Genomic DNA, 17,282 nt, shown 5'->3' on the forward strand with positions numbered 1-17,282 from the left:
ACCTGCCATTACAATCACGTTTTATTTTAGAGAAGAATTTATGCGTCATTTTGTGTCTGTAATTTTGTGTTCATGTTTCCTCGCTGCGTGCTCCACTCCTATGACTCCTCAAGATATTTCTACCGCTTCCGCCCGTTGGGCGACTTTGGTAAAGCAAGATGCTAATTTGTACCGTATTGACGATAAGCTTTACCGCAGTGAGCAGCCGGTTGCGGAAGATGGGGAGCTGATTGAGCAACTCGGTATCCGTAGCGTAATTAATCTGCGTTTTTTTGATCGGAACGACAATGAAACACATTTAAAAGGCCGCAATTTGATGCTGCTGAACCGTCCTTTGTTGACGTGGAAAATTAAGCCTAAAGATATCGCGCAAACTCTTTTCTTAATTGAAAAGCAGCAGAAATACGGTCCTGTATTGGTTCATTGCTACCATGGTGCTGACCGTACGGGTTTGATTTCCGGAATGTACCGTATTATTTATCAGGGTTGGTCAGTGGAAGAGGCTAGGTTGGAAATGCAACACGGTCCTTATGGTTACCATAGTATCTGGAAAAATATTGAGAATTTGTTTACCGAAGAAAAGGTACAGGAAGTGCGCGAACATTTGGAACGTTTGCGAAAAGAGGGATGATGTTGAATGTAAGGTAAGGCCTGGATTAGGCGTCTTGGAATGATAACGGTGTTGGTTTTAACTTATCTTTATCATTTTCTTGCGCTTGTGACATTGTGTTTGGCGTACACTTTGCCGTTCTCTTTAAGCTAAGAACGATTCTTATGTATCACGGTGAACGCTTTAATGCGTATACTCATTTAATCGGCGCCATACTGGCCGTTGCGGCATTGGTGCTGATGATTATCAAGGCGGATGATTCATATCAACTTGCTAGTGCGATCACTTATGGCGTTTGCCTGTCTTTGCTTTATCTGGGCTCAACGTTGTACCACAGTATTCCCCAACCTAAAATCAAGGCTGTTTTGCAAAAAGTAGATCATTGCATGATTTATCTGTTGATTGCAGGCAGCTATACCCCGTTTACTTTGATTCCTCTTAAGGGGGAATGGGGTTGGTCGCTCTTCGGTGTGTCGTGGGGGTTGGCGTTTTTAGGGATTATTCAAGAGCTTACGATAGGGAGAAAGAGTGAAAAACGGCTCTTGTCCATGATTATTTATGTGGTGATGGGATGGTTGATTTTGGTTGCTTTATTTCCATTGGTTCAATCGCTTTCATCTGCAGGGCTGTTTTGGCTTGCGTTGGGCGGTATATTGTATAGCGTCGGTATCTATTGGTTTGTGAATGATAAAAAGATTAAACATGGTCATGGTATTTGGCATTTGTTTGTTCTTGGTGGAAGCTTGGCTCAATTTATCTGCATCTATTTTTATGTACTTTAAGAGGCTGACGGTTTACAGAAGTTATTCTAAGGTTTTGGTTGTAGGGTGGTAACCGAAATCTTATCTGTGATTGAATTTGTTGCAGAATGATAGAAAGATAATGTAAAAAAAATCCCCACTGAAAAGTAGGGATTTTGTTTTGCAATTCTTTTGCTTAACCTTTACGGGCAGGTAATTTTTCTTTAATGCGGGCCGCTTTACCGGTCAGGCCGCGCAGGTAGTACAGTTTGGCGCGACGGACGTCACCGCGGCGTTTTACTTCGATTTTTTCTACGGTAGGGGAGTAGAGTTGGAAGGTACGCTCAACGCCTTCGCCGCTGGAAATTTTGCGGACGATGAAGTTGCTGTTCAAGCCGCGGTTACGACGGGCGATAACAACGCCTTCGTAAGCTTGCAGACGGCTGCGTGAACCCTCTACTACGCGTACGGAAACGACTACGGTGTCGCCCGGTGCGAATTCGGGGATATCTTTGTTCAGGCGAGCAATTTCTTCTTGCTCTAATTGTTGAATCAGGTTCATTGTTTTTCCTAAATTATGATTGGATTTCCTGTTGCTCTTGCAAGATTTCTTTTAAGAGGCGGGATTCCTTTGGGATTAAACTGCGCTTTTCCAGTAGGTCTGGTCTGCGCTCCAGAGTGCGCCGCAGCGATTGTTTCAACCGCCATTCGGCTATCAAGCCATGATTGCCTGAACGCAATACGTCGGGAACAGTCATGCCTTGGAATTCTAAAGGTTTGGTGTAATGGGGGCAGTCTAGCAGGTCGTCTGAAAATGAGTCCTGCTCGGCTGACTGTATATCGCCCAATACGCCGGGTATCAGTCTGAGTACGGCATCCATCAGCATCATGGCGGGCAGCTCTCCGCCGGAAACGACAAAATCGCCTATGCTGATTTCTTCATCTACGCTGCTTTGCAACAGGCGTTCGTCAATTCCTTCGTATCGTCCGCAAAGCAGTATGAGATGCGGAGATTTTGCAAGTTCTACGGCTTTTTTATGGGTTAGCGGCTGACCTTGCGGACTAAGATAGATGACTTTTGCAGGAGCTGAAGATGTTTGTTTGGCTTCTTCTATCGCTGCTTGCAGCGGCGGCGCCATCATAATCATTCCCGGACCTCCGCCAAAGGGGCGATCGTCAATATAACCGAGTTTGTTGTCGGCGAATTTACGGGGATTGATGGCTTGGAATTGCCAAAAGTTTTGTTTTTTTGCGCGACCGGTTACGCCGTATTCGGTAATGCTGTCGAACATTTCGGGGAAGATGGTGATGGCTTGAATCAACATCAGTAGTCTAAGCCCCAGTCGGCGGTAATGGTTTTGCTTTCGGTATCGACGGTTTCGATGTAGTTGGATACGAACGGGATCAGAATTTGACCATGTTCCCCATTAATCATCAAAACATCGTTGGCACCAGTTTCCATCAGGTTTGTTACTTTGCCGAGCACGATATCGTTTTTGTTGACAACGGTCATGCCGACTAAATCTGCCCAATAGTATTCGTCTTCCTCGGTAGGGGCGAATTCTTCTCGGGGGATTTCGATGGTATAGCCGCGCAGGGCAAAAGCTTGATCGCGATCGTCTATCCCTTCGAATTTGACCTGAAGCTCTCCGCTGACAATTTTGCCGGCTTCGAGTGTAACATTCAGGGTTTTACCGTCTTTGCTTAACTGCCACTCAGGGTAGTCCAGGAGGCTGTCGGCGTATTCTGTATTGGCGGCTATTTTGAGCCAGCCTTTGATGCCGAATACGCCTTTGATGTAGCCCATGGCTACCCGTTGTCGAGTGTCGGTCATAGCAAGATTAGCCGGTGATTAAGCAGCAGCTTTTTGTTCTTTAATCAGTTTTGCAACTGCGTCGCTGACTTGTGCGCCTTGGGCAATCCAGTGGTTCAGGCGGTCGGCTTGGAGGCGTACGCGCTCTTGTTTTTCATTGGCAACAGGGTTGTAGAAGCCAACGCGTTCAATGAAGCGACCGTCGCGACGGTTGTGGGAGTCGGCAACGACTACGTGGAAGAAGGGACGGTGTTTAGAACCACCGCGAGCCAAACGGATAACTACCATTTTGAGTCCTTTTGAGAAAATCGGATAGATAAGAAACCGCTAATTTTAGGATATTTTGCGTTGTTCATGCAAGTTTTTATTTGTTTTTGTTGCTGTTTTGCGGAGTGGTCAGGCTGAGGTGCGCTTGGCACAAAGTGTTGTCTTCTTCGGAGGGGGTGATGGTAAAGCCTGATTTTTCAGCAAGTTTAAGCATAGGGGTGTTGGATTTGAGTATTTGGGCACTCATGACGCGGTAGCCTTGTTGTGTTGCCGATTGGATAATCAGCTTCATCATTTCTGCTGCTAACCCTTTGCCGCGCACGTTTTCGGCAAGCGTGATGCCGAATTCGCATTCGTTGCGGTTGATGCGGCTGAAGCGGCTGACGGCGACGATGAGGTCGTCTGAATTGCGTGCCGTCCATGCGGCTTCGCTGTGGTAGTCGAGTTTGCTGAAGCGCGCGAGGGTGGGGATGGGCAATTCGTTGGTGTGGGTCATGAAACGGGTGTAGCGCGCTTGCGGAGAAAGGCTGCGGACGAATTGTTGCTTGGCTTCTGCGTCTTCGGGGGTGAAGGGGCGGATGGTTACGGTTTCGCCGTTTTTCAGGGTAAACGTGGCAGGATGCTCGGTCGGGTAGGGGGCGAGTACGTTTTGGATGGGGGCGTCGCTTTCGGTTTTTGCGCCCAAAAGTTCGGCGGCAGCTTCGCCGGTATTGCGGAGGAACTCGGCGGCAGCAGGATTTTTGCTGCGCAGGTATTCCGCTGCGGTCTGTACTTTGGCGGCGGCTTGTTCGAGCTTGAGGGTGGCTATATTGGTTGATTTGTTTTTCGGGGAGGGGCGTTCGTCAGCCTGCAAGATAAAGTCGCTGCTGTATTGGTCGCCGTTGAGGTTGAGCAGGATTTCGCCGATGTATTGTTGCCGTTGGCCGAGTGTGTTTAAGGTGTGCAAGAGTTGGTTGAGGATATGCGTGTTTTCAAGTTGGGCGAAATGGGCGATGTGTTCAATGTCCAGCGTAGAAAACGGCGGGAGCGCGGCGGTGGTTCTACCTTGATGGCATACGGTCAGGATTTCGCCATAGACGGTATGGCGTTGAAAACGGAATTGCACCGCGTTATGCGTGGTGTGCTGATAAGCGGGCAGGCACAGGGCTTCGGCAAGCAAGGGTAGGTCTTTTGAAGCGAGGGCTTTGGTAATGTTTCTTGCTTGCGGGGTTTTCAGACGACCTTTTTTAGGCGTGGCGATGCGTAACTGCTCTTTTTGGAGTTGGTCGGCAATGTTTCGGAACGATAAGGCTTGCAGGGCTTGTTCAGGACGGTCGAAATGCAGGAGGTCGTCTGAAAAGCGGCTGCTGACAAGTAGGGGTTTGGCAGTGTGTTTCGCCAGCATGCTCAGGGTGCGGGTCAGATTTTTTTCGTCAGGGCTGTCGGTCGGGGAGACGATGGCGAGCAGGGCTTCGGTATGGGTGTTTTGAAGTTGTTGGCTGGCGATGCTGTGGTAATGGGCGGGCGTGGGTGTGCTGCCGATGTAACCTTGGCGGATGTTTGGCTGCTCGGTGGGGAATTGGAGTTTTAGGTTTTGAGGCGCGCAGGTTTCCAGCCACTCGGCAGGGGTGTTGGACAGGATGTCGATGCTGTTCAGAGGAGGGAGGTCGGATAAACGTGCATGCAGGGCGGCTTCGAGTTCGCTGCTGCTGAATGTGGCGAGGAAGTTGCAATGACGTGCAAGACAGCGCAACACGGCTTTTTCAGTGTCGTCTGAACAGTGAGTAACGTGGAGGATGAGCGGGGTGTGACGGGCGAAATGGCGGATGGCGCTGAACAGGTTGCGTTGGTTTTCGGCTGGGTTATGCTCGATGACGGCGACTTTGGTGTGGCGGTTGTGGCCGAAACGGTTGAGCCAGTCGGCGGAAGTGGTGGGGCTGAGTGGATAGTTGAGGCTGATATGGCGCGAAATGCCCTGTCCCATTTTTTGCAGCATGAGGTTAATTTCGCTGCTGACGGAGGCGTGTCCGGTCAGAAGGGCGGTGTAGCCTGCCGGATGGTCGGGTTGTGAGCTGATGTTGAGGCTTTGCGATGGAAGCTGTACGCCGGCGGGACTGCACACGCTGATGTTGAGCTCGTCGCCGTGGTGTTTTTTGATGGCGGCTTCAGCGGTCTGCCATTCGTCGTCGGACAGGCTTTCCCAGTCTTGGATGAGGATGATGTGGCCGAACTGTTTTTTGCGGCAGGATTTAAACAGGGCGTCGTAGCTGTCAGGCGGCGTTACGGCGATGACGAGGTCGGCGCTGCCGGGGATTTTGTTGAGATTGGTGTAGGAGGTGAGTCCGGCAACCGTGCGGTGGCGGAGGTTGACGGGTGTGATTTGACCTTGAAACGGTGCGCTCAGGAGGTTGCTCAGGATGCGTTCGCCCAAGCTGTATGGGCGTTCGCTCGCGCCCACGAGGATGATGTGGTTGGGCATGAAGAAGTAGCCGGACATGGATTGGGCGGACATGGTGCCTCCTTTTCAGTGTGTAGATGGTGCGTTTCAGACGACCTTTCGGGCGGTTTGGGTTGGAAGGGTTGCCGTGTGTAAATGAACCGGATTCGGTGTTTATTATTTGTTTTTGTTGTAAATGAAAAGTTTGTTTGTTGCTTGGAATGGCGAACATGCAAACTATAAATGATTTAATTATTTATATGAATTATATATGACAAATGGCATAAAAGGTCGTCTGAAAGGCGGGAACGTAAGGGTTTGTTCTTTTCAGACGACCTTTTATAGGTTTGGGGTGTGGCAATTTGTTTACAAACCCCGATTGGCAACATTCATGGTCAAGTGGTTTTAGGATGCGGCTTTTCCGCTTTGCCGTTCGCTTTCTTTTTGGGCAGGATAAAGTGCATTTTCAAACCATTCGGCTTGATGTTTTCAGCCATGATTTTGCCGTTGTGCTGCTCCATGATGTGCTGGGTCAGGGCAAGACCTAAGCCCGTGCCTGGTTTGCTGGCGCTGGAATCGGCACGGTAAAAGGCGGTGAAAATGTGCGGCAGTTGCATTTCGTCCACGCCGGGACCGTTGTCGGTAACGTCCACAATCCAATGCTTGCCGTCTTGTCCGATATTGACGCGGATGGTACTGCCTTCGGGGCTGTAATTGATGGCGTTGCGGATAACGTTGTCAAACGCGCGGTACAAATAGCCTTCGTTGGCGCAGACCGTGGCATTTTCGGGGATTCTGGGTTCGACCGAAAGGGTAACGGTTTGTTTGTTCTGCTGGGCGATGCTTTGGTTGTCTTCCACGATGTTTTTCAGGAAGGGGACGAGCTTCAGGCTTTCTTTTTCCAACGGGATGTTGGATGTTTCCAAACGGGAAAGCGTCAGCAATTCGCCAACCAAGGTATCCATGCGGGTCAATTCGCCTTCCAGCCTTTTCAGATATTGTTCCTGCTTTTGCGGCTGCGCCTGAATCAGTCCGACAATCGCCTGCATCCGCGCCAAGGGGGAGCGCATTTCGTGGGAGACGTGGTGCAGCAGGTGGCGTTCTTTGGCAACGAGTTTTTCCAGTTTTTCCGCCATTTTGTCGAACTGGATGGCAAGGTGGGACAATTCGTCGTCGCGGTCATCCACTTGTTGTGAAATACGGGTTTCAAGTTCGCCGTTTGCCACTCTGTCCATACCGCCGCCCAAGATTTTGATGGGCTTAGTAATGTTGCTGGCGAGGATGTACGCCATCAGCAGACCGACGACGATGATGAAGGATAGGATGATGAATTCGTGCCAAATCGGGGCGAGCGGCAGGCCCGGGATAAAGAGCGGGCTGGGCAGGCGTTGCGCCTGATGGCTGTCCCAACCTTTGATAAAGAAGAGGTATTCCTCGCCGAAACGGTCGTATTCGATGTGCGCCAAATCGGAATTGGGATTATTGATGGCAAACACGCGGGCGCGTTCGATGGTGTGTCCGTCGATGTTGCGGTCGAGGATGTCTTTTTTCTCGTCGCCCAAAATGACGTAAACGGAATTGGAGACGGGGCTGTCTTCCCATTCCGCCAAAATTTCGCGCGCACCGCTGTCCCCGCGCGCCCTAAAGGCGGAGAGGATGCTGTTCATCAAAGTGGTTTCGATGGTGCGGCGTTGGTTGAATTGGTTTTCGGCAAGGGTGTTTTGCACCAGCCAAAAAGAAAAACTCGCCACAAAGATTGCGCAGACGATGACTGCGCAAAATGTGGCGAAGATGCGTTGAAACAGTTTCATTGATCTGTTTAATCTTTAGTTTTTAACAAACAGGTAGCCCAAGCCCCGTACGGTCTGAATCAGCGAGGCATCGCCCAGTTTGTGGCGGATGCTGGAGATATGGACGTCGATGCTGCGGTCGAATTTTGCCAGTTTGCGGTCAAGCGCTTCGATGGACAAAGTTTCTTTGCTGACAACTTGTCCGGCGTGGCGCATCAGGACTTCGAGCAGGTTGAACTCGGTGCTGGTCAGCTCAAGCGGAGTGTCTTTGATGGTCGCCTGACGTTTGGCAGGGTAGAGTACAACATCGCTCACGGAAATGCTGTTTGGCGCGTTGTTCGGCTCGCCGCTTTGTTGCGCACGGCGCAGGATGGCGTTGATGCGTGCCAACAGTTCGCGCGGGGTGCAAGGTTTCGGAACATAGTCGTCCGCACCCATTTCCAATCCGATGATGCGGTCGATGTCGTCGCCTTTGGCGGTCAGCATGATGATGGGAACAGTGCTTTGGGAGCGGACGTTTTTCAATACGTCCAAGCCGTTCATTTTCGGCATCATGGAGTCTAATACGACGACATCGTACTGACCGGTCAGGATTTCGTGTACACCGGCTTCGCCGTCCGGAACGCTGTGGACGTTCAATCCTTCGGCGGTAAGGTATTCGGTGAGCAATTCAGTCAGCAAAGCGTCGTCATCTACGAGTAATACGCGACTCATGGGATTTCCTTTTCGTGATTGTATGCGCTGCGCAAACCCGAAATAAACGGGTGCGGCGGATAGTGATGGCTAATCTTAACACGCATTTTGAGTTTTTTGATAGCTTGTTTTCCTATGTTTTTGCGCTTTTTTGCATTGCAGGGACGCTGTCTTTACATTTTCAGACGACCCCTGTACCAAATCCCCAAAATATACGCCGGATACGCGCCAAACGGACGGCAAAATGATGCCGGTAAAGGCTGTGTTCGAGAAAGGACAGAGAGATTCTAAAACAGGTCGTCTGAAAACGTATTCAGGCTTTCAGGCGACCTGTTTGGTGTTAGAATGATTGTTTATATCTATGAATGAATCACAAAGGGGCTTGTCGATATGTCCTTATCCATTGACGAACAGCTTTTGCCGCACCGCAATGCCATCGATGAAATCGATGCCGAGATTTTGCGCCTGTTGAACGAGCGCGCAGGCCATGCGCACGCCATCGGCGAATTGAAAGGAACGGGTGCGGTGTACCGTCCCGAGCGCGAAGTGGCAGTATTGAGGCGGATTCAGAGTTTGAACCAAGGCCCGCTGCCTGACGAGTCCATCGCAAGACTGTTTCGCGAAGTGATGAGCGAATGCTTGGCGTTGGAGCGTCCGCTGACGATTGCCTACCTCGGTCCACAGGGAACGTTTACCCAGCAGGCAGCCATCAAACATTTCGGCCATGCCGCCCATACCGCCGCATTTCAAACCATAGACCAGTGTTTCCGACAAGTTGAAACGCGGCAGGCGGATTATTTGGTTGCGCCGGTTGAAAACTCGACCGAAGGCTCGGTCGGACGCACTTTGGATTTGCTGGCAGTAACCGCATTGAAAGCCTGCGGCGAAGTCATTGTCCGCATCCATCACAACCTCTTGCGTAAAGGTACGCACGAATTGGGCGGCATCACAAAAGTCTTCGCACATGCCCAAGCGCTGGCGCAATGCAACGACTGGCTCGGGCGCAACCTACCCAACGCCGAGCGCATCGCCGTTTCCAGTAATGGAGAAGCAGCAAGGCTGGTGGCAGAATCAGACGACCCCAGTATCGCCGCCATCGCAGGACGTACCGCTGCCGATATTTATCATTTGAACTATGTCGCCGAATGTATCGAAGACGAGCCGAACAACACCACGCGCTTCTTGGTCATGGGGCATCAAGATACAGGCAGCAGCGGCAACGACAAAACCTCGCTGGCAGTCTCCGCGCCCAACCGCGCCGGTGCTGTCGCTTCGTTGTTGCAGCCGTTTACCGAATCAGGCATTTCCATGACCAAGTTCGAAAGCCGCCCGAGCAAATCCGCGCTGTGGGAATACCTGTTCTTCATTGATATCGAAGGACATCAAAACGACGAAAAAGTCCAAAACGCACTGCGGCTCTTGAGTAAACGCGCATCGTTTGTCAAAGTCATCGGCTCTTATCCGGCAGCCGTTTTGTAATGTAATGAGAATGAGGAAGGTCGTCTGAAAACGGAGATACCGGTTTCAGACGACCTTTTCTACATCTTTAATATGCTGCATTCTCAGTGTAACCAGCCCATTCTTCCAATAAACGGTGGCGTTTTTCAAATGTCCGACGCAAAGTCGGTAGTCCGATTAGCCGATCAATCGTTTTCCCCAAACCGAAAGTAAATTCCACCGTATCCGTCACACAGGTACGCCCTCTGGAAAAATTGAATTCATGCGTATGGCGGAAGGAGCGGTAAATCCCTTGCAACATCAAGTCGGTAAACGATTGGTTCGGCTCAAGCGAAATGATTTCGGCACGATGCCGCAACCAAATCCCGCAAACTCTGTATCTGAAATCCAAAATATCTCCACGTGCCCAGTATTCCTTTTCCGACAGCCATTGCACGTCAAACGGGAACTGACGGGCAAATCCATGTCGGGAAGTGCAGTAGCGGAATATCGGTTCGAGCGGCGCATCCAGCCAGACGCTGCGGGTATAAGTCAGCATGATATCGACCGTTGTGGGTAAAAATGGGGATATTGATAAGAGTGGTGCGGTTGGTATCAGTTCATGATTACTTTGAACGGTGTGGGTTGGTTTTGTATGGATAAAGGGATAAATAAAGGTCGTCTGAAAATTTTCAGACGACCTTTATGATGAATCGCGGCGACAGGTTCAAATTATTCTTGGCTGATGGGTTCGAAGCCCGGGCAGTCTTCATTATTTTTGGAATTGCTTGCCCAGAAGATGCCGTCGCTGTTGAGGTAAACGGAGCAGGTCTCGGTGGACTTGTATTCGTCTGTGGGTTTGGCTTCGAGGATGTATCTTGAGGAGGCGGAGTTTACGATTTGATTAGCGCTATCGTCCGGACCTTCGAAGTTGAAGATGGAAATATTGAAATATTGGTTTTGAACCAAGGGGGGCAACGAGGGATTGCCTGCTTCGGCTTTTACGGTCGCATGCTGGGCGTAGTAACGCTCGAGGTTTTGGGCGTTGATCAGCAGCTCGGAACGGACGCTTTCCAAGCGTGTTTTGCGGACGTAGCGTTGGTAAGAGGGATAGCCGATCGTCGCTAAAATCGCGATGATCAGGACGACAACGAGTAGCTCGGGGAGAGTAAAACCTTGTGATTTGTTTTTCATAGTAAGTGTCATTGTGTTGTTATATTTATCATGCCGGGTCGTCTGAAAGGTTTGAGGAAGCGGCTGTTGTGGTATTCGATAGATGTTGAATTATAGTTCTTTTCTCTTGTTTTGAATGTTTGGATAAATATTGAGATTGGGAAAATATGTAAATACGTTGAAATATTCTGGAAAAGGGTTTTGATTATTTTTATTTAAAACAATAAGTTAAATTTTAGTTTGGGTGGTTATTGTCTTGGCTGGTGTGGATGTTTACAGTAAAATTTGTCCGTTTTCAGCGTTTTCGGCGGATAAGTGTTGGGATTATGCGACATGAGTCGAATGCCGGATTGAACAGATGAAATGGATGAATCAGAAAGTCAGTTATGGCAAAAATTATTAATAAATGGACGGTTGGAATAACGGTTGCTGCGGTGCTTGGGTTTGCCGCGTGGTCTTATTTTCAGCCCGAACCTCAAACTTCTTACATCACGGAAACGGTCAAACGCGGCGACATCAGCCAGACGGTATCCGCTACGGGCGAGATTTCGCCGTCGAACTTGGTGTCGGTGGGCGCGCAGGCTTCGGGGCAGATTAAGAAGCTGTACGTCAAGCTCGGACAGCAGGTTAAAAAAGGCGATTTGATTGCGGAAATTAATTCGACCACTCAGGTGAACACGCTGAATACGGAAAAATCCAAGCTGGAAACGTATCAGGCGAAATTGGTTTCTGCCGGAATTGCGCTGAACAGCGCGGAGAAGAAATATAAGCGCGAAGCGGCTTTATGGAAGGAAAACGCGACGTCCAAAGAAGATTTGGAAAGCGCGCAGGATGCGTTGGCAGCGGCTAAGGCAAACGTTGCCGAGCTGAAGGCTTCCATCAGGCAAACCAAAATTTCCATCAATACTGCCGAATCGGAATTGGGTTATACCCGCATTACCGCGACGATGGACGGTACGGTGGTGGCGATTCCGGTGGAAGAAGGGCAAACCGTGAACGCGGTGCAGTCCACGCCGACGATTATCCAGTTGGCGAATCTGGATACGATGTTGAACAAAATGCAGATTGCCGAAGGCGATATTACGAAGGTGAAAGCGGGGCAGGATATTTCGTTTACGATTTTGTCCGAACCGGATACGCCGATTAAGGCGAAGCTCGACAGCGTCGATCCGGGCTTGACCACGATGTCGCTGGGCAGCTACACCACCAGCACGGACACGACTTCCAATGCGATTTATTACTACGCCCGCGCTTTGGTGCCTAATCCAGACGGCAAACTCTCTATCGGTATGACGACGCAGAACACGATTGAAATCAACGGCGTGAAAAACGTTTTGCTCGTGCCGACCCTGACGATTAAAAAACACGACGGCAAATCGTTTGTTAGCGTTTTGGGCGCGGACGGTAAAGCTTCGGAACGCGAGATTACGGTCGGTCTGAAAGACAGTATGAATACCGAAGTGAAAAGCGGTTTGAAAGAAGGCGACAAGGTGGTGATGTCGGAAATGAGCGCGGCGGAGCAGGCTGAAGCGGCGCAACGCGCCATGCAGGGCGGTCCGCCGAGATAAATAGGCAATAGGTCGTCTGAAAGTTTTGTTTTTGAGCAAAACTCCCCTTTCAGACGACCTTTCCACTCCATACATCATTATCGGTCGGAAACACTTATGAGCTTAATCGAATGTAAAAACATCAACCGCTACTTCGGCAGCGGCGCGAACCGCGTTCATGTTTTGAAAGATGTCAGCCTGTCGATAGAGAAGGGCGATTTCGTCGCCATCATCGGGCAGTCCGGTTCGGGCAAATCTACGCTGATGAACATCCTCGGCTGCTTGGATAGTGCGACTTCGGGTTCGTACCAAATCGACGGCATCGAAACCGCCAAAATGGAGCCGGACGAACTGGCGGCATTGCGGCGCGAACGCTTCGGCTTTATTTTCCAACGCTACAACTTGTTAGGCTCGCTGACGGCGCGGGACAACGTCGCCCTGCCTGCCGTGTATATGGGCATGGGCGGCAAAGAGCGTTCTAATCGTGCGGAAAAATTGTTGCAGGATTTAGGTTTGGAAGGTAAAGAAGGCAACAGACCCAGCGAACTTTCCGGCGGTCAGCAACAGCGCGTCTCCATCGCCCGTGCCCTGATGAACGGCGGCGAAATCATCTTCGCCGACGAGCCAACCGGCGCGCTCGATACCGCCAGCGGCAAAAATGTGATTGAAATCATCCAAAAGCTGCATAAAGAAGGGCATACCGTGATTATGGTGACACACGATCCCGGTATTGCCGCCATCGCTAACCGCATCATCGAAATTCGCGACGGCGAAATCATCTCCGACAGTTCAAAAAATCCCGAAATCCCCGAAAGCAAAATAGAACGCATCAAAGAAAAATCTTCGTGGCTGTTTTATTACGACCAATTTGTCGAAGCCTTCAAAATGTCGGTGCAGGCGATTATGGCGCACAAAATGCGTTCGCTCCTGACTATGCTCGGCATCATCATCGGCATTGCCTCGGTCGTGTCCGTCGTCGCTTTGGGCAACGGCTCCGAGAAAAAAATCCTCGCAGACATCAGCGCGATGGGGACGAACACCATCAGTATTTTCCCCGGACGCGGTTTCGGCGACAGGCGCAGCGGCAGGATTAAAACCCTGACCATTGACGACGCCAAAGTCATCGCCAAGCAAAGCTACGTCGCTTCCGCCACGCCGCAGACCACCTCCGGCGGCACGCTGACCTACCGCAATACCGACCTGTCCGCCTCGCTTTACGGCGTAGGCGAACAATATTTCGACGTGCTCGGGCTGAAGTTAGAATCAGGCCGCCTGTTTGACGAGACCGATGTGAAAGAAGACGCGCAAGTCGTGGTGATCGACCAAAACACCAAAGAAAAACTCTTCGGCGCGGACGTCAATCCGTTGGGTAAAACCGTCCTCTTCAACAAACGCCCGCTGACCGTCATCGGCGTGATGGAAAAAGAAGAAAACTCTTTCGGCAATTCCGACGTATTGATGCTCTGGTCGCCCTATACGACCGTGATGCACCAAATCACCGGCGAGAGCCACACCAACTCGATTACCGTCAAAATCAAAGACGATGCCAATACCCAAGTCGCCGAAAAAGGGCTGACCGAGCTGCTGAAAACGCGGCACGGTACGGAAGACTTTTTCATGAACAACAGCGACAGCATCAAGCAAATGGTTGAAACCACCACCGGCACGATGAAACTGCTGATTTCCTCCATCGCCTTGATTTCATTGGTGGTCGGCGGTATCGGCGTGATGAACATCATGCTGGTGTCCGTAACCGAGCGCACCAAAGAAATCGGCGTGCGCATGGCGATCGGCGCGCGGCGCAACAACATCCTGCAACAATTCCTGATTGAAGCGGTCTTAATCTGTATCATCGGCGGCTTGGTCGGAGTAGGGCTGTCCACGCTCATTAGCCTTGTGTTCAACCATTTCGTCACCGAATTTCCGATGGAAATTTCCATTGGCTCCGTCATCGGCGCGGTTGTCTGTTCCACCGCTATCGGCGTAGCGTTCGGTTTTATGCCCGCCAACAAAGCCTCCAAGCTCAATCCGATTGATGCCTTGTCTAAGGATTAAAGTTTCAGACGACCTCCAAACCCAAAAGGTCGTCTGAAAATCCCGTTTGGCTATTGTCATCACAATGAATATATAGTGGATTAACTTTAAATCAGGACAAGGCGACGAAGCCGCAGACAGTACAGATAGTAAGGAACCGATTCACTTGGTGCTTGAGCACCTTAGAGAATCGTTCTCTTTGAGCTAAGGCGAGGCAACGCCGTACTGGTTTAAAATTAATCCACTATACACACATCGAGGAAAACCGAATGATTACCCTACATGTATTGGCACAATCCCGCGCACTGCGCATCGTCTGGCTGCTCGAACTCATCGGCGCACCGTATCAAATCAAAACCTACGCGCGCCATCCCGAAACCCTGCTCGCGCCCGACGAACTCAAAGCCGTACACCCGCTGGGCAAGTCCCCCGTTATCGACGACGACGGATTCGTACTCAACGAAAGCGGCGCGATTACCGACTACCTGATTCAAACCTACGGCGGACACTTCATGCCCGAACGCGGCAGCCAAGATTACTGGCATTACCAACGCTGGCTGCACTATGCCGAAGGTTCGCTGATGCCCTTGCTTTTGCTCGGATTAGTGTTCCGCAAAATAGAAAACGCCCCCATGCCGTTTTTCATCAAACCCGTCGCACGCAAAATCAGCGGCAACGTCAAAAACGGCTTTATTGAACCGCAAGCTGCCCTGCATCTAGCCTATGTTGAAAACGAATTAAACGGCAAAGACTGGCTGGTCAATAACCGGCTCAGCGGCGCGGACATCATGATGAGTTACCCGCTGCAAGCCGCCGCCGACCGCTTCGGATTGGCGGACTATCCCAACATCCGCGCCTATTTGCAGCGCATCGAAAACGACCCCGCCTATCAAACGGCGGTACAGAAAGCAGGCGGCCCGCTGCTGCGTTTGGATAAATAAGGTCGTCTGAAAAGCAAAAGTCGGGTTTGGCTGCCCGACGAGATACCGAACACACAGTTCACACAATACATTGCGAAAACAGCCCGAAGGTCGTCCGAACCCGCAACATTTTTCAGACGACCCCTCCCGAAACAGGCATTTCAAGCCTTCAATACAAGGAAACCTATGGACGTTTACGCAACATACACAGCCCATCCGCAAAGCGGCATCGAACAAATCAAAGCCTCCGCCGGCACGCCTGCCGCCGTAGCTGAATGCAGCGCAGGCAAACTCTGGGACGCGCTGCATTTCGTCCTGACCGGCAAAGGCTCGGACGATGCCGACGCGGCAAACCCGTTGAGCAAAGCCATGATTGGCAACATCCTGCGGCAGGACGAAGAAGCGGGCGAACACATCGGCTGGATTGGCGATACCGAAACCGCCGAAATAGCCCAAGCCCTGAAGCAAACCGACTTCGCCGCGCTGCTCGACGGCAAAATCGCAGCAGATTTTCAAAACAACCAAATCTACCCCGATATTTGGGGCGATGAAAAAGCCTTTGCCGAAACCCGCGCAGAATTGGCGCAGCGGTTTCAAGAACTCGCCGCGTTCTACCAAGCCGCCGCCGAACAGCATTGCGGCGTAGTGGTCAGGATTTCATGATTTCAGACGACCTTTTTGAATGGGAAGAGGTCGTCTGAAAAACGGATTCAACGGCGAAAGGCACATGAATAATTGATTTAACTGAATTTTATTGAAATGAGTAATACGAATTACGTTTGTTTTTCCTGCCGCACCGCCGTGCGCCGTCCGAAACGTTATTTCCGTCCCCAAGACAGCAGTTCGCCCCGTTGTTCGCAGTGTTCCAAACCATGTGTGGAGCTGTCGGATAGAATTCCGCTTCCGTCGAAACATAAAACCAAAGAATGGCAGAAGTTGCAGCAGGATTTGTGGCGGCAACAGTTACAAATATTGGAGATACAGCAACGCTCCAGAGTCAGGTATAAGCATGAACTCGAACACGAAGCCGATCGGTTGGAGCGTAAACTGCAAGAGCCGATGCATCCGCAAACTGCCAAACAGTTAAAACGTCTTCTGAAAAATTGTTTGAAGAATTTAGAACAAGTCAAATGACCGAGCAAGAACTGGTGTGCCGTTTCCATCAGGCTTTAACCGATATTTCCGCCCTTGCGGAAGCCATTGGCGAACTGCATTGGAAAAGGGCTTTTTTCGACAAGGCGGCACGGACGCTCGAAAATGAATCCATGCCTTTTGAAGAACGGTTGCGGCTTGCCTGCGAACAAAGCCACGTTTTCGGCGGCATGGGTTCTTGGAATGACTCCCCTCCGTTCTCCGCCCACGAACACGGCTTGTCTGATGAATTTGAAAAGACCACTTCGGCTTTGTATGAAATACGTTCGACGGCAATGGCACATTTAAGGCGGAAGAGCGTGAAGTAGCGTGGGCTTCGCCCGCGAAAACAAGTTGATACATCCGCTTTCAGGTTTTCAGACGAACCCAAAACCAAAGGCTAAAACATGAGTCCCGACAAAGTACGACGAAGCAAGCTGAACACGCTGACCGACCTGCCCAATGTCGGCAAAGCCGTGGCGGAGGATTTGGCTTTGCTCAGCATCACGCAGCCGCAGGATTTGGCGGGGCAGGACGCTTACGAAATGTACGACCGCCTGTGCAGCCTGACCGCAACCCGGCACGATCCCTGCATGATCGATATTTTTCTGTCGCTGGTTGATTTTATGCAGGGGAACGAACCGAAGCCGTGGTGGCATTTTACGGAACAGCGAAAAGCGTTTTTAGCCGATAAATAAACGCAGCCGATGA

Annotated in this window: 19 protein-coding genes; 10 read left to right on the plus strand and 9 right to left on the minus strand. The window is 50.8% G+C overall.

Features of this window, described 5'->3' with window-relative positions; all coding sequences use genetic code 11:
- The first annotated feature begins 100 nt into the window (after positions 1-100).
- Both DBZ16_RS11440 and trhA read left to right on the plus strand, forming a co-directional pair.
- On the plus strand, positions 101-631 hold the full coding sequence (locus DBZ16_RS11440) for a tyrosine-protein phosphatase (protein ID WP_107814084.1): 531 nt from the start codon (positions 101-103) through the stop codon (positions 629-631).
- Between the two features lie 143 nt (positions 632-774).
- Positions 775-1,392, plus strand: coding sequence for a PAQR family membrane homeostasis protein TrhA (gene trhA, locus DBZ16_RS11445; RefSeq protein WP_107814085.1), 618 nt, complete (start codon positions 775-777; stop codon positions 1,390-1,392).
- 154 nt (positions 1,393-1,546) lie between these two features.
- On the opposite strand, the gene rplS is transcribed toward trhA, so the two are convergent.
- From rplS to misR, 7 genes are all read right to left on the minus strand, one after another.
- Positions 1,547-1,912 (minus strand): 50S ribosomal protein L19, encoded by a 366-nt coding sequence (gene rplS, locus DBZ16_RS11450; RefSeq protein WP_003740828.1) that lies wholly within the window; start codon positions 1,910-1,912, stop codon positions 1,547-1,549.
- A gap of 13 nt (positions 1,913-1,925) precedes the next feature.
- Positions 1,926-2,675, minus strand: a complete 750-nt coding sequence (trmD, locus tag DBZ16_RS11455; protein ID WP_107814086.1) for a tRNA (guanosine(37)-N1)-methyltransferase TrmD — start codon at positions 2,673-2,675, stop codon at positions 1,926-1,928.
- The gene (gene rimM, locus DBZ16_RS11460; RefSeq protein WP_107814087.1) at positions 2,675-3,184 is read right to left on the minus strand and encodes a ribosome maturation factor RimM; all 510 of its coding nucleotides are present in this window, start codon (positions 3,182-3,184) and stop codon (positions 2,675-2,677) included. Before rimM ends, trmD begins: the two co-directional genes overlap by 1 nt.
- A gap of 18 nt (positions 3,185-3,202) precedes the next feature.
- Positions 3,203-3,451, minus strand: coding sequence for a 30S ribosomal protein S16 (gene rpsP, locus DBZ16_RS11465; protein ID WP_003740833.1), 249 nt, complete (start codon positions 3,449-3,451; stop codon positions 3,203-3,205).
- A 76-nt stretch (positions 3,452-3,527) separates the two neighbouring features.
- Positions 3,528-5,921 (minus strand): bifunctional acetate--CoA ligase family protein/GNAT family N-acetyltransferase, encoded by a 2,394-nt coding sequence (locus DBZ16_RS11470; RefSeq protein ID WP_107814088.1) that lies wholly within the window; start codon positions 5,919-5,921, stop codon positions 3,528-3,530.
- 320 nt (positions 5,922-6,241) lie between these two features.
- The gene (locus DBZ16_RS11475) at positions 6,242-7,657 is read right to left on the minus strand and encodes a HAMP domain-containing sensor histidine kinase (protein WP_107814089.1); all 1,416 of its coding nucleotides are present in this window, start codon (positions 7,655-7,657) and stop codon (positions 6,242-6,244) included.
- Between the two features lie 15 nt (positions 7,658-7,672).
- A complete protein-coding gene (misR, locus tag DBZ16_RS11480) occupies positions 7,673-8,350 on the minus strand; it encodes a two-component system response regulator MisR (protein WP_003740839.1) in 678 nt (225 codons plus the stop codon).
- Positions 8,351-8,719: 369 nt separating this feature from the next.
- Between misR and pheA the strand changes: the two genes are divergently transcribed.
- The gene (gene pheA / locus DBZ16_RS11485; protein WP_107814090.1) at positions 8,720-9,808 is read left to right on the plus strand and encodes a prephenate dehydratase; all 1,089 of its coding nucleotides are present in this window, start codon (positions 8,720-8,722) and stop codon (positions 9,806-9,808) included.
- Between the two features lie 67 nt (positions 9,809-9,875).
- On the opposite strand, the gene DBZ16_RS11490 is transcribed toward pheA, so the two are convergent.
- Entirely contained in the window at positions 9,876-10,325 is a 450-nt protein-coding gene (locus DBZ16_RS11490; protein ID WP_107814091.1) for an SRPBCC family protein, read from the minus strand.
- 173 nt (positions 10,326-10,498) lie between these two features.
- Complete coding sequence (locus DBZ16_RS11495; RefSeq protein ID WP_107814092.1) at positions 10,499-10,960, minus strand: type IV pilin protein; 462 nt, start codon at positions 10,958-10,960, stop codon at positions 10,499-10,501.
- Positions 10,961-11,325: 365 nt separating this feature from the next.
- On the opposite strand from DBZ16_RS11495, the gene DBZ16_RS11500 reads away from it, so the two are divergent.
- The 7 genes from DBZ16_RS11500 (at position 11,326) to DBZ16_RS11535 (ending at position 17,269) form a co-directional block, all read left to right on the plus strand.
- Positions 11,326-12,507, plus strand: a complete 1,182-nt coding sequence (locus tag DBZ16_RS11500; protein WP_107814093.1) for an efflux RND transporter periplasmic adaptor subunit — start codon at positions 11,326-11,328, stop codon at positions 12,505-12,507.
- A gap of 96 nt (positions 12,508-12,603) precedes the next feature.
- Positions 12,604-14,541 (plus strand): MacB family efflux pump subunit, encoded by a 1,938-nt coding sequence (locus DBZ16_RS11505; RefSeq protein WP_107814094.1) that lies wholly within the window; start codon positions 12,604-12,606, stop codon positions 14,539-14,541.
- Between the two features lie 248 nt (positions 14,542-14,789).
- A complete protein-coding gene (locus tag DBZ16_RS11515) occupies positions 14,790-15,461 on the plus strand; it encodes a glutathione S-transferase family protein (protein ID WP_107814095.1) in 672 nt (223 codons plus the stop codon).
- Positions 15,462-15,626: 165 nt separating this feature from the next.
- Positions 15,627-16,103, plus strand: a complete 477-nt coding sequence (locus tag DBZ16_RS11520) for a DUF1877 family protein (protein ID WP_107814096.1) — start codon at positions 15,627-15,629, stop codon at positions 16,101-16,103.
- 96 nt (positions 16,104-16,199) lie between these two features.
- Entirely contained in the window at positions 16,200-16,574 is a 375-nt protein-coding gene (locus DBZ16_RS11525) for a hypothetical protein (protein ID WP_240600365.1), read from the plus strand.
- Positions 16,571-16,900, plus strand: coding sequence for a hypothetical protein (locus DBZ16_RS11530; RefSeq protein WP_107814098.1), 330 nt, complete (start codon positions 16,571-16,573; stop codon positions 16,898-16,900). The genes DBZ16_RS11525 and DBZ16_RS11530 overlap by 4 nt, the downstream gene beginning before the upstream one ends.
- A 78-nt stretch (positions 16,901-16,978) precedes the next feature.
- Positions 16,979-17,269 carry a helix-hairpin-helix domain-containing protein gene (locus tag DBZ16_RS11535; protein ID WP_107814099.1) on the plus strand — a complete coding sequence of 97 codons (291 nt, stop codon included), beginning with the start codon at positions 16,979-16,981 and terminating at the stop codon, positions 17,267-17,269.
- The last annotated feature ends 13 nt before the right edge of the window (positions 17,270-17,282 follow it).

Source organism: Neisseria sicca (genome assembly GCF_003044565.1).
Lineage (GTDB): Bacteria > Pseudomonadota > Gammaproteobacteria > Burkholderiales > Neisseriaceae > Neisseria > Neisseria sicca_A.